Genomic DNA, 13002 nt, shown 5'->3' with positions numbered 1-13002 from the left:
CTGCAAAAAACAGCCTCCTACTTTTGTATATCTCTTAAACCTTTTATTCCTCTTTTGACCATTTCAGTTACTATAAACGTCGCCACATCATCAGCATATTTACCTGGTCCAAAACCTGCATCATACCCCAATTCCTTTGCAAGTTCATGAGTTATTCTAGGGCCGCCACATATTAATAACACCTTATCTCTTATTCCCTCTGCTTCAAGAAGCTCTACAAGATGAGTCAAATTTTTTATGTGAATGTCCTTTTGTGTAACTGTTTGAGAAATCAAAAGCGCGTCTGCTTTGAGTTCTATCGCCTTTTTAACAAATTCCTCGTTGGGAACTTGGCTCCCAAGATTATGGGCTTCTATCATCTCATACCTCTCAAGCCCATAATGACCTGCATATCCCTTCATATTCATAATGGCATCCAGTCCGACGGTGTGGGCATCTGTTCCTGTTGTGGCACCAACTACCACAATTTTCCTCTTTATGTGCTCTTTGATGTATTCATTGACTTCTTCCATTGTCATAGTTTTGATATCTATAGTCTCTACATGTATAGAAGTATAGTCTACAGTGTGAATAAGGCTTCCGTATATTATGAAGAAGGTAAAATCTTTGTCCAAAGGTGTATGATATACCACCATTGGATTTTCCAGTCCCATCTTCTTTGCTAGTTGCTTAGCCGCCTCCACTGCTTTTTCTCCATCTGGTACAGGTAAAGTAAAGCTTAATTGAACTTTTCCATCATTTATCGTATCTCCATAGGGTTTAACTTTGGTCAAATCAAGGGTTTTATCGTAATCTTTCCGCTCTGTAGAGTAAAGCCCACTGCTCATTGTCTATCACCTCTTAGCATAAGGTCTATGAAAGGATTAAAATAGTTTGGGTCTTTCTCTACAACTCCCTCTAAACCTCTTCCTCCATTCATTGACCTTTTAATTCCTGCAAACTTACCTTGCTCTAATGTTCTAAAGAGTCCTTCCTTTTCAATTTCCCTCAATAGCTCATAAGCCTTAATAAGAACTTCATTAGCCCTCTGTTGGATTATTCCACCTTCTTTAAAGTATATCTCATCTGCTATATCTGCCATATTGTTGAGTATATACTTTGCACTCTCAATAGACAAAGCCCTATCAGACATAAAAGGCGTGTGTATAGCTTCTGTAAGCATACCCAAAAGGTGAATCTTTTGCTTTGTCATTATAGTCACAATATTAAATAAAGCGTCTTGCACATGCCCTTTAAAAATATTCCCTGTCATGTACTTTGTAGGTGGCATGTATTTTAAAGGAGCTTTAGGGAATATCTCTCTTGCCATTTGCGCTTGCGCAAGTTCGTATAAAAATCCATTTTTAAGGTCAGGATTCATTTCAAAAGCGTGCCCCAATCCTATCTGCTCTTCAGGAATTCCTGCTAAAAGAGCAAATTGCTCATTTATAAGCTGGGAAGCTAAAACTGTGTGAGCCTCTTCATAAGCATCAGAAGTTGTCAAATAATTGTCTTCTCCAGTGTTTATAATAATTCCTGCAAAACCATTTATAATTCTTGAAAAATATTGGTCTACAAGAGTTCTCTTCATATTTATATCTCTAAAAAGAATCCCATACAATGCATCGTTTAGCATAACATCTAATCTCTCTAAAGCCCCCATAGCCGCAATTTCGGGCATACAAAGGCCAGAACAATAATTGCAAAGCCTTATATACCTCCCTACCTCTTCAGAAACTTCATCAAGGGCTTTTCTCATAAGGCGGAAATTCTCTTGTGTAGCGTAAGTACCTCCAAATCCTTCAGTAGTTGCTCCATAAGGTACATAATCTAAAAGGCTTTGTCCTGTAGTCCTAATTACCGCAATTACGTCTGCTCCCTGCCTTGCAGCAGCCTGTGCCTGCACAATATCTTCATAGATATTACCCGTTGCCACAATCAAATAGAAAAGTGGACCTTCTTTCTCACCGTATTTTTTCAAAAGTTCTTCTCTTTTCCTTCTATTTTCTTTTATCTTTTCAACAGTTTTTACCGCAACCTCTTGAACAGCTAATTTTATATCAAACAAATCTGCCATCGGCATTTTAGTAAGGTCAAGCTCATTTCTACCCACTTTTTTAGCTATCTGTTGAGGAGTAAGTCCTGTATAAAGCATAGCATTACCTATAAAGAAAGCTACCCCAAGTGAAAGTCCCCCTCCATTTTTTATGTTGTCAACCACAACATTAGGAAGAGGAACTCCCATCTCATCTACTCCATCTATTCCTAAAAGCCTACATACTGTTCTTTCAATTGCAACAGTAGTATGGGCATCAATAAATTTTTGTGTATCTTCTGCAATATTTCTTGCGCACTCTCTCGCCTTATTGACTATATCCCAATTTAAATTGAGCTTGCTTTTCATATATCACTCCTCCTTCTCATAGTACTTTTCTGCAAGTTCTATAACTTCTTCTTCTAAGCCCAATATTCTACAAATGTTCAAAGCATCTTTTGGAACTTCATAGAAAGAATCTACCCTTTCCAAATTGTAATCCATATATTCTTGAAGAATTTCTATCGAATTGCTTCTATTCATGCTAATTTTTTGTTTTAGCATTTCAAAGTCAACATTTTTCAGCCCCACTACTTGATAATGAATCATATTTTCCTCTACCACACCGTCATAATGGGTGGCTAATACGGTTATAGAAGGAAAACTATTCAAATACTTTGAAATAGCTTTTACAATGTACAATCCCTCTTCTGGATTTGTTCCCCTCGCTATCTCATCCAATGCAATAAACCCACTCCCTTTTTTTACATCCTCTATTATTTCTTTTAATTTAATAACTTCCGCTCCAAAACTACTTAATCCTCTTGATACAGACTGTAAATCCTCAGAAACAAAATGTATAAAATCTACAATAGGAAAGGAAGCTTCCTCAGCAAATACAAAAAACCCCATTATGCCTAATAAAAGATTAAGAGTGATAGTTTTTAATGCTACAGTTTTTCCTCCCATGTTGGCACCTGTTATAACAGTAGTTCCATTTTTTATCTTTAAACTTATTGGAGTAAATTTTTTGCCTTGAGCCTTTAAAATGTCTGAAACCTGAGGATTTATTACATTCGTAAAGTTAATCTCTAAGTCTTCATTTATCTTGGGTTTTATTCCTCCATATTCCATTGACAATTTAGTTTTTGCCATCAAAAAATCAAAACGACCTATAGCTTTTATATTAGCTTCTAATATACTGATGTAGCTAAACAACTCTTTAGAAATCCTCTTTTTAACTTCTAACTCTTCATGTTGCTCTAAAACCACTATCTCTAATCTTTTTTCCTTTAACTTTTCGATTTTTTCTTTTTCTGTCTCTAAAAATATTTGTCTTTCAATTTCCCTTTTTTTCTCTCTTATTTCTTTAAGCCTTTGTGAATATTCATCATAAATGTGAAAAGTAGCAATCCTCTTTTTTTGAGGGTCAAGTAAATCTAAAATAGGTTTTACTGATTTTAGCTTTATATCTTCTATGTCAATCTTTAATCTTTCTATAAAAGTGCGCAGTTCTTCACTCAAAAGGCAAAATATTTTTATTTCGTATAGCTCCACTTCATCTAAAATTTCGCCAGTTTTACACTTTTTTACACTATTTCTTATATCTTTTATCTTAAAAAGTATTTTTAAAATTTTATAAAACAACTCTTTGTCCTTTTCTAAACTCCCTCTCATTAATTCAATATAGTCATACTCTTTTATAACTTTTTCTTTTTCCTCTCTTTTAAAAGGTTTTACATTTTTCATCTCTTCTTTCCCATAAGGAGTTATAACCTGCAATTTAGCCATTATATAGTTAAAGCCTATTTGCTCTCTTTCTTTTTCTGTCAAAAATTTAATATTAATCACCACCCATTACATCAAATACAGGGATAGAGATTTCTTTTTTTAATCTCTCTAAAAACTCCTTTTTGTCATACTGATAATTTAAAGAGGAGACAGGATTTATAGTAACGCAAACTAAATTTGCTGGTTTTAGTACTTTTAAAATGCCACCACCCTTTTGAAACTTTAAAAATGTTTCTTCTTGTAAAAAAAGCTTTGTAGAGTCTTCTGCAAGAAACACTACTCCTTTATACTTATCTGTACCTCTCATCACATCTTCAATTAATTTATCAGAGACCACTCCCTTTATAATTACATGAGTGGCCCCTTCTAAATTTACAACAATCTCTTTAGAAGAATCTATAGCTGTAGGTAGTTCTATCGTTTTATAACGCTTGTCTTTGTATATAAAACCCAAACGAGAGTTATCTAAAATATTTTGCGCCAATTTTAAAATTTCTTTATCTTTTTCTGCCTCTATAGACAAAAGTTTCACAGTAAAAGCTGTTTTTCTAATCGTCTCCTCCATATCATAGGACAAAGCTGCTCCTGTAGCCAGTATTGTAGCTTCAGATACAGAAGGAGAAGCCTGAGTTTTTCTACTTAAGGCTCCATCTATAATAGCTTTATCACAACCCAATTTCAAAAGAAGGTTACATACTTTTGCCATTTCACTATTTATAGATGGTCCTGCTAAATCTACATAACCATCGCTTAATGCTTTAGCAATTACTATTTCTCCCATTGGAGTATCAAATCCTGTAGTTGCAACTATTTCTTTAGTAATATCGCTGTTTAGCAAAGCCTCTTTCGCTGTCGCTATATAGCTACCTTTAGCTATGTAAATTCGAGGTTTGGGGAAAAAAGCTACTTGGTCATACTCTTCTCCATCTCTTCCTATTGAGGTAAGACCAAGGGTATATTTACCCCTGGCCTTACTCAAAATATAATTTAGCACAGTGGTTTTCCCTACATTTTTCGCCATACCTATTATAGAAATAGTACGATAGTCCTTCAGCAATTCAAGTATTTTACTCATCTAATCTCCTTCTCTTTTTCCTTTCTAATTCTTGAGGCTCTATTGTAGCAATTTTGTCTTGCTGGAGAAGACCCGCAACACCAGTTATTTCTTCTGGTCTTTCCTCATCGCATACACAAGGACCTGGCATATAATTTTGTGGCTCTATATATGTGGTGATAACTCCTTCATAATTTCTAAGAACTACTTTGTCATGGCTTTGAGATATTACATAATTGGGGCCTACTGGAATTTTCCCTCCTCCGCCTGGTGCATCTACCACAAAGGTAGGAACGCAAAATCCTGATGTATGACCTCTCAAAGCCTCAATAATTTCAATTCCCTTTGAAACAGGAGTCCTAAAGTGGGAAAGCCCTAATGACAAATCACATTGGTAAATATAATAGGGCCTTACCCTTATTTTCACCAATTCATGAACAAGTTTTTTCATGACATGTACGCAATCATTTACTCCCCTTAGAAGAACCGTCTGGTTTCCAAGAGGAATTCCCGCATCTGCCAGCATTTCGCAGGCCCTCCTAGAATCCTCTGTTATTTCGTGAGGATGATTAAAATGAGTATTTAACCATATTGGATGATATTTTTTGAGCATATTAACAAGTTCGGGCGTTATTCTTTGTGGAAGCACAACAGGAGTTGAGGAACCTATTCTTATTATCTCTACATGAGGTATCTCTCTTAGCCTTTTTATAATCCTCTCTAACCTATCATCTGAAAGAGTAAGTGGATCTCCCCCGAAATAAGTACATCTCGTATTTGCGGAGTTTTAGCAATGTACTCGATGGCCCTCTCTATTTTATCCATTGGAAGTGGCGCATCAGTTTGTCCTGCAAATCTTCTCCTCGTGCAATGTCTGCAATACATAGAGCATTGGTCTGTTATAAGAAGCAGCACCCTATCAGGATATCTGTGAGTAAGCCCCGGCACTGGTGAATCTACATCTTCACTAAGTGGATCTACCAAATCTTCGGAAGCCCTGTAAAGTTCATTTATAGTAGGAACCGCTCTCTTTCTTATAGGGTCATTTGGATCGTTTGGATCTATTAAAGAAAGGTAATATGGCGTTATAGCCATTCTCAAAGTCTGCAAAGTCTTAGAAATCGCTTCTTCTTCCTCTTGTGTCAAAGGCAAATATTTTTTAAGTTCTTCCACTGTCTCTATTCGGTTTCTAATTTGCCACTTCCAATCGTTCCACTCTTCGTCCGACACATGGCCGAAAAGCTCATATCTCCTATTAACTCTCATTTTTAAAAATCCCCCCATTTAATTTACCTCTGCCTCACTTAGCATACATTTCTTCAAAAACTTTCCTCAGCTTTTCATTCTCTCTCAATTCTTGCAGAGTGATTTCTGCATGATCTTTTGTATAGCCATTTCCTATTATCATCGTGATATCTTTTCCTACACCTTCTGCACCTAAAGCTGCTTTTGTGAAATTTGTCGCCATTGAGAAGAAATAGGCAATTCCTTCATCTCTTACAGGCAAAATAGTGGACATCTCTGTGTTTGGGATATTTACACAGTTTATAGCAATATCTACTTCTTTCCCTCCGTTTGCTTCTAGAGTTTTATTTAGAACCTCCACTGGTTTTTGCGCATCAGCGATTATAATCTTATGGCAAATGTCTAATTCCTCTAATTTTTTCTTTGCTTCTTCTCTTCTCACAACTCCTATAACTTTGCCAGTCGGTCCTACTCTTTTTTTAGCCTCATAACAGCAAAGCATTCCTGACTTCCCATTAGCTCCAAGCACTAAAACACTCTGACCTGGTTTTACAAGTTTTGCAGTTTGAGCAGGCGCTCCTGCTACATCTAAAGCAGCCAAAGCTAATGTTTCTTCCATGTCATCAGGAAGTTTAGCATAAATTCCGCTTTCAAAAAGTATAGCTTTGCCCTTTATTTCAACTCTGTCTATATCGAGTTTGACGGATAAAATCTCATCTATTCTAAGAGGAGTAAGTGTAAGAGAAACTAATGTCGCTATCTTATCCCCTATTTTTAAGTCCCTCTTGCCGAGTAGTGCATCTCCTATTTTTTCAACACGGCCTATAAGCATTCCCCCAGAGCCTGTAACGGGGTTTTGCATTTTTCCCCTTTCATTTACAATTTGAAAAATTTTTGCCTTGATTTTTTCCACATCTCCGCCAGCTTCTTCTTTAAGCTGTGTAAAACTTGCAGAATCTATATTCAACGCCATCACATCTATTAAAATTTCATTATCATAAATTGTATCCATATCGTTGGAAATCTTGTATGCCGCTTGTGGCAAAACCCCTTTTGGTTCAATTACGCGATGTGTTCCATATTTACATCCCATCATATATAACTCCTCCTACCTTCCTTTAAAATTAAACCTCCATGTATTTTACCCCTAATCCCAATATCTTTCTTGCCTCATCAGGGGTTGCAATTTCCTTTCCTAATTCTCTTGCAATCCTTACAACTTTTTCTACTAATTCTCCATTGGATTTAGCAATGACTCCTTTAGAAATGTACACGTTATCTTCAAAACCAACTCTTACATGCCCACCAGTCAGTATAGCCATTGTGGCAACTGGAAATTCATATCTTCCTATCCCAGTTGCAGTAAAAGTGCTGCCTTCTGGAATACTTTCTTTTAAAAACAGGAAGTCTCTCATTTCGCCCGATATTCCACCGTTTACTCCCATCACAAAATTGAAATGCATCGGCGCTTTTATGTATCCTTTTTTGTGAAGCCTTATTGCTGTATCAATCATACCTTTGTCAAATACCTCAAGTTCAGGCTTTATTGACAACTCATTCATTTTAAGTGCAAACTCAATTATCATATTTTCAGTATTTGCAAATATTTCATCTCCACCAAAATTTAAAGTACCACAATCTAAAGATGCCATTTCTGGCTGTAAATAAATAGGTTGAAGCCTTTCTTCACTGGTCATACCAACAGCTCCACCAGTTGAGGGCTGAATTATCACATCTGGACATCTCGCCTTTATGGCTTCGATACACTCTCTAAATCTCTCTTTGTCTTGTGTAGGTGTTCCATCATCATAACGGACGTGCAAATGAATAATGCTTGCCCCTGCGTTGTACGCTGATTCCGCTTCTCTTGCAATTTCTTCTACTGTATATGGTACATTTGGATTGTGTTTTTTTGTGACTTCTGCTCCACATATGGCAGCAGTTATTATCAATTTTTCCACTGCCTATCCCCCCATCTTTATTTCTTATACCTTTGCTTATCCTTTGGAACTACGCATGTACCGCTGGCTCTACATACAACGATTGGTTTATCTAAAACTTCTGCCGCCGAATCGCTAATGTCAGGCCTTGCTGCTATCACCTTTTTGGCTTCAAACACCATTTTCCTCGAAGTATTGCCCACTTCTACTATTTCACCTGTAGCTTCTATAAAATCTCCTGCATACACTGGTGCGAGAAATTCAACATTGTCATAGGCTCTAAAAAGTCCTTCATCTCCATCATGCCGTATCAAAAGTTCTGTTGCAACATCCCCAAAAAGGTTTAAAATTCTTGCCCCATCAACAAGATTTCCACCATAGTGGGCATCGTGCATACTCATCCGCACTCTTATTATTGCCTTCAAACCAATCCCCCCTTTACTTTTTCTTTGTAAAAATAAAAGCACTGAAAGATTTTCAGTGCCTAAATAGCCTTTTTGGCAAAGAAAAGCGCTATTTATGCAATGAAAATCTTTTCACTGCATAAATAGCGCTCCATGGGCCCTCACCCATGACAGTGATGAGTTTTGTTCTCACCCCCAAGGATATACTTAAGAACAAGTATACCCTTTCGGCAGACAAACCTTCGCCACAAGTATTGGAGGTTCTTCTCCTTAACACCTTGTGGGTACCTGCTTGCCCGCTCCTCTATTTATGCTATTAAAAGCTATTAAGTTTTCAAAATTAATGTAAAGCTTATCATCTACAATATATTATATCACACCCAAAAAATTTTTGACAATACAATATCAAAAATTTTTGTAAAAAAGGGCTTTAACAAGTTAAAGCCCTAAAAAGTATTTGTAAAAGCTCAAATCATCTGTAAGTTCTGGATGAAATGCTGTAGCAAGTAAATTGTCCTGCTGTGCCGCAACAATTTTACCTTCATATTTTGCAAGTATCCTAACACCATCCCCTACACTCTCTATATACGGCGCTCTTATAAACACCGCTTCTATCTCATCTTCAGATACCGCTGGTATCATAAGCCGCGTCTTGAAACTGTCAATCTGACTTCCGTAAGCATTTCGTCTAACAGTAATATCCATTATTCCAAGGTGTATCCTCTCATCATTAACTATATGTTTAGCCATAAGTATCATGCCTGCACAAGTGCCCCATATAGGAACTTTCCTCTCGTTTAACTTTAAAATGGCATCTTTAAGCCCAAAATCTACAAGTATTTTTCCTATTGCAGTGCTTTCGCCACCTGGAATAATGAGGGCATCGAGAGTTAAGATAGTGTCCCTGTCCTTTGCCTCTACCGCTTCAATTCCTTTTATAAGCTTTAATTTATCCATATGTTCCTTAACAGAGCCTTGAACTCCCAAAACTCCTACGCGCAAATTACCATCCCCTTGTTGCATATAAATCTTTTTCTTCCAGTTGCCTTATATCTATGCTGGCCATCGCTTCTCCTAGCCCTTCTGAAACTTCCGCAATTATTTCCGGCCTATCAAAATATGTTGTGGCTTTTACTATAGCAGCTGCCATTTTCTCAGGGTTTTGCGATTTAAATATTCCTGAACCCACAAAAATTCCATCTGCACCCAGTTGCATCATAAGTGCCGCGTCTGCCGGTGTGGCAATACCTCCCGCTGCGAAATTCACAACTGGAAGTCTTCCGTGTTGTGCAACATATTTTACAAGGTCATAGGGCGCCTGAAGTTCTTTTGCAGCAGCCATAAGTTCGTCTTCCCTTAAAGTTGTAAGCCTTTTTATTTCGGCATTTATCGTCCTCATATGCCTTACAGCCTCTACTACATTTCCAGTCCCTGCCTCTCCTTTTGTCCTTATCATTGAAGCTCCTTCTCCTATGCGCCTTAAAGCCTCTCCGAGGTTTCTCGCACCGCATACAAACGGCACTTTAAAATCCCATTTGTTTATATGGTACATCTCATCTGCAGGGGTTAAAACTTCGCTTTCATCAATAAAATCTATCCCGAGTGCCTCTAAAATCTGTGCTTCCACAAAATGCCCAATTCTAACTTTTGCCATAACAGGGATTGATACTGCTGCCTTTATCTCCTTTATTATTTTAGGGTCTGACATTCTTGCAACTCCGCCTCTTGCCCTAATATCAGCTGGAACCCTTTCAAGTGCCATGACAGCAACAGCACCTGCTTTTTCCGCAATAATTGCCTGTTCTGGTGTTGTCACATCCATGATGACACCACCTTTTAGCATTTGGGCTAAATTTTTATTTAGTTCATACCTTTCATTCATTGTTCTACTCCTCCTTACAATTGTATCGGTATTTGTATGTATCTTAATATCAATTGTATCTATTAAATAATAACAAGTCAATCGGAACATTATAGATACAAAAAAAGAATGCATAACGCATTCTAATCTAAAAGTTCTCTATACAATTTCATTAAACTTTCATTTATATTGTTTAATTCACTTACAATAGGACTTAAATCTTTTGTTATATCTTTACTGTATATTAACTCTTGAAGTTTATTCAATGCTTTGTCACTTCTTAATTTCATTTCTTCGACCTTGTTAGTAAGTTCAACACTCAGCTTAACTTTATCTTCAACTTCTGCAGTGAAAAGTTTATCTTCTTCAAAATTATATGTATCATATCGCGAGGGTATCAAAGTCTCTATGCCAAGTTGATTTTCAATCTTATCAGCTAGTTCTTCCTGTGCTTCATTTTCCCCGTGTACAATGAATATTTTCCTTGGCTTATCCGTAAATTGAGAAAGCCAATCTAATATACCCTTTTGGTCTGCATGCCCAGAAAAACTTTCAATATATTCTATTTCAGCTTTTACGCTGATATCCTCACCAAATATTTTGACATTTTTTTCTCCTTCCAAAAGTTTACGTCCTAAGGTCCCTTTTGCCTGATACCCCACAAACAAAACCGTGCATTCTGGCCTCCACAAATTGTGTTTTAAATGGTGTTTAATTCGCCCAGCTTCACACATCCCACTGGCTGATATGATTATGACAGGTGTTTTAATTTCATTTAGTGCTTTTGATTCTTCTACACTGTGGGTAAAGTGCAAATTAGGAAAGTCGAGGGGTAAATCTCCTCTTTTAATGTATTCTTGAGCTTCACTGTCCAAATATTCATGATGTTTAGTAAAAACATCTGTTATAGAAGTTGCAAGTGGACTATCTACATAAACAGGTACGTTGTTTAAAAACTCTATTTCGTCTTTGTACAATTCTCTGTTTTTATGTAATTCATATAAAAGTTCTTGAGTCCTTCCGACAGCAAAAGAAGGTATTATGACATTTCCGCCTCTCTTTACGGTTTTTATGATAATCTCCATGAGTTTTTTTGCCCTATCTCCAATATCTTCATGAAGCCTATTGCCATATGTGGACTCACACAAAACATAATCCGCACTCTTAATCGGTGTAACTTCTTTTAAAAGAGGAATTTTTTTATTCCCCAAATCCCCTGAAAATACAATTTTAGTTTCTTTACCTTTTTCATTTACCCAAACTTCGATTATAGATGAACCAAGCATATGTCCTGCATCATTAAACCGCACTTTTACATCTTGCGCTGGTTCAATTATTTCTCCATAATCTATTCCATAGAAAATGCTTAAAGAATCTTTCGCCTCATCAGCAGTATAAAGAGGTTCCCTTAAAGGCTTATCTGCCCTTTTCCTTTTTCTGTTTTTCCATTCACTTTCCATCTCTTGTATATGCCCACTGTCTGGAAGCATATACCTGCATAAATCCACGGTAGCTTTTGTAGCGTAAATCCTTTTTCTGTATCCCCTCTTGTACAAAAGAGGAATTCTTCCGCTGTGGTCTATGTGAGCATGAGTTAAAAGCACAAAATCGATATCATTTACATCAAAAATAAATTCTTGATAGTTTAGCTCGTCTTCAACTTCTCCCCCTTGAAACATTCCGCAGTCAACAAGAAACTTAGTCTTTTCTGTCTCAACTAAATAGCATGAGCCTGTAACTTCTTTAGCAGCTCCCAAAAAACTTATTTTCACAATAACGTCTCCTTTCATATTTAGGAATAATAATTTTCTTCGATCCATTTATTTATATAATATATATATTTAACAAAATCATCCAAATGGTTCTTTAATATGTCAACAATCACCTTCTCATCAATTTTCATGTAATCATGTACAAGTATATTTCTAAAAGAAATCATATTAGAAATATTTTTGGCAAAATTTTCTGGTAAAATGTTTGATTTACCTAATAATAAAACCGTTTCTCTATAGGTATCGGGTTTTTCCAAACCAAGAGAAGAAATAATTATATTGGCTATATCAATAACACATTCTATAGATATTTGAATTCCTCTTTCTATTCCCCAATATTTGAGCATATCCTCTTTTATATTTTCTTTATTTACTTCTTGCGATACTTTTTTTAACAATATTAAATTTTTTTGTAACTCTTTTATTTTAGAATTTATTGTTTCTATTATACTTTTAGTCACTATTATCACCTACAACACTTTTTACCCATTCTTTAATAACATCCATCTGCACTTTTCTAAAATATTCCATGTCCATATATTCTCTTAGAGTTTTAACCTCAAATTCCACCTTTACATCTTCATTTTCTTCAAAAATAAGTTTGCCGTGCTTTATTACTTGATGCTTAAGCACTGGATTTGCAGAATTTAATATTACCAAATCTATATCATCTCGTTTAAATATTGAAACCAAATCGCCAATTAAAGCAAGTTTGTCCATAGGATCATATCCATTCCCTAAAAGTACAGCAATATCAAGATCACTATTTTTTGCATTAGTGCCTTTACTATATGAGCCAAAAACATATATCAACTTTATATCATATTTACCCTTTAAATATTGCAAATTTCTCTTAAATATTTCTTCCACTTCTTTTAAATCTCTCTGAACCACTAAAGACACCTCTTTAAGAAGGCATAC

General features: G+C 36.0%; 12 protein-coding genes, 1 pseudogene and 1 riboswitch. All 13 genes and pseudogenes read right to left on the bottom strand.

All coding sequences use genetic code 11. From position 1 onward, the window contains the following. Positions 1 to 17: 17 nt before the first annotated feature. Positions 18 to 827: an OAM dimerization domain-containing protein gene (locus OEI98_RS04295; RefSeq protein WP_004397215.1), complete on the bottom strand. Its 810-nt coding sequence runs from the start codon at positions 825 to 827 to the stop codon at positions 18 to 20. Continuing rightward, positions 824 to 2383 (bottom strand): lysine 5,6-aminomutase subunit alpha, encoded by a 1560-nt coding sequence (locus OEI98_RS04290; protein WP_266039810.1) that lies wholly within the window; start codon positions 2381 to 2383, stop codon positions 824 to 826. The genes OEI98_RS04295 and OEI98_RS04290 overlap by 4 nt, the downstream gene beginning before the upstream one ends. Before the next feature lie 3 nt (positions 2384 to 2386). Further along, entirely contained in the window at positions 2387 to 3868 is a 1482-nt protein-coding gene (locus OEI98_RS04285; protein WP_004397220.1) for a MutS-related protein, read from the bottom strand. Next, positions 3858 to 4880, bottom strand: a complete 1023-nt coding sequence (locus tag OEI98_RS04280) for a hypothetical protein (protein ID WP_266039807.1) — start codon at positions 4878 to 4880, stop codon at positions 3858 to 3860. Before OEI98_RS04280 ends, OEI98_RS04285 begins: the two co-directional genes overlap by 11 nt. Further along, a pseudogene (gene ablA / locus OEI98_RS15270) lies at positions 4873 to 6143 on the bottom strand (lysine 2,3-aminomutase). Before ablA ends, OEI98_RS04280 begins: the two are co-directional and overlap by 8 nt. Positions 6144 to 6159: 16 nt before the next feature. Further along, positions 6160 to 7200: a hypothetical protein gene (locus tag OEI98_RS04265; protein WP_006570167.1), complete on the bottom strand. Its 1041-nt coding sequence runs from the start codon at positions 7198 to 7200 to the stop codon at positions 6160 to 6162. Positions 7201 to 7228: 28 nt separating this feature from the next. After that, positions 7229 to 8065: a 3-keto-5-aminohexanoate cleavage protein gene (locus OEI98_RS04260; protein WP_266039804.1), complete on the bottom strand. Its 837-nt coding sequence runs from the start codon at positions 8063 to 8065 to the stop codon at positions 7229 to 7231. Between the two features lie 17 nt (positions 8066 to 8082). Then, a complete protein-coding gene (locus tag OEI98_RS04255) occupies positions 8083 to 8469 on the bottom strand; it encodes a hotdog domain-containing protein (protein ID WP_003871036.1) in 387 nt (128 codons plus the stop codon). A 115-nt stretch (positions 8470 to 8584) separates the two neighbouring features. After that, a riboswitch (Lysine riboswitch) is annotated at positions 8585 to 8763 on the bottom strand. A 123-nt stretch (positions 8764 to 8886) separates the two neighbouring features. Further along, entirely contained in the window at positions 8887 to 9450 is a 564-nt protein-coding gene (gene pdxT, locus OEI98_RS04250) for a pyridoxal 5'-phosphate synthase glutaminase subunit PdxT (RefSeq protein ID WP_266039803.1), read from the bottom strand. A gap of 1 nt (position 9451) precedes the next feature. Beyond that, the gene (gene pdxS / locus OEI98_RS04245) at positions 9452 to 10330 is read right to left on the bottom strand and encodes a pyridoxal 5'-phosphate synthase lyase subunit PdxS (protein WP_004397232.1); all 879 of its coding nucleotides are present in this window, start codon (positions 10328 to 10330) and stop codon (positions 9452 to 9454) included. A gap of 122 nt (positions 10331 to 10452) precedes the next feature. After that, entirely contained in the window at positions 10453 to 12081 is a 1629-nt protein-coding gene (locus tag OEI98_RS04240; protein ID WP_266039800.1) for an MBL fold metallo-hydrolase RNA specificity domain-containing protein, read from the bottom strand. Positions 12082 to 12101: 20 nt separating this feature from the next. After that, positions 12102 to 12542, bottom strand: a complete 441-nt coding sequence (gene hepT / locus OEI98_RS04235; protein ID WP_416237348.1) for a type VII toxin-antitoxin system HepT family RNase toxin — start codon at positions 12540 to 12542, stop codon at positions 12102 to 12104. Next, positions 12535 to 12975, bottom strand: a complete 441-nt coding sequence (mntA, locus tag OEI98_RS04230) for a type VII toxin-antitoxin system MntA family adenylyltransferase antitoxin (RefSeq protein WP_266039796.1) — start codon at positions 12973 to 12975, stop codon at positions 12535 to 12537. The genes hepT and mntA overlap by 8 nt, the downstream gene beginning before the upstream one ends. Between the last annotated feature and the right edge of the window lie 27 nt (positions 12976 to 13002).

It is taken from the genome of Thermoanaerobacter sp. RKWS2 (assembly GCF_026240795.1).
GTDB classification, from domain to species: Bacteria; Bacillota; Thermoanaerobacteria; order Thermoanaerobacterales; family Thermoanaerobacteraceae; genus Thermoanaerobacter; species Thermoanaerobacter ethanolicus.
Note: the sequence above shows the minus strand (reverse complement) of the source record. Positions and strands in the feature narration are given on the sequence as shown.

Coding starts and splice junctions, on each gene's coding strand:
- OEI98_RS04295 (WP_004397215.1), bottom strand. CDS start 827: ATGAGCAGTGGGCTTTACTCTACAGAGCGGAAAGATTACGATAAAACC.
- OEI98_RS04290 (WP_266039810.1), bottom strand. CDS start 2,383: ATGAAAAGCAAGCTCAATTTAAATTGGGATATAGTCAATAAGGCGAGA.
- OEI98_RS04265 (WP_006570167.1), bottom strand. CDS start 7,200: ATGATGGGATGTAAATATGGAACACATCGCGTAATTGAACCAAAAGGG.
- OEI98_RS04280 (WP_266039807.1), bottom strand. CDS start 4,880: ATGAGTAAAATACTTGAATTGCTGAAGGACTATCGTACTATTTCTATA.
- pdxS (WP_004397232.1), bottom strand. CDS start 10,330: ATGAATGAAAGGTATGAACTAAATAAAAATTTAGCCCAAATGCTAAAA.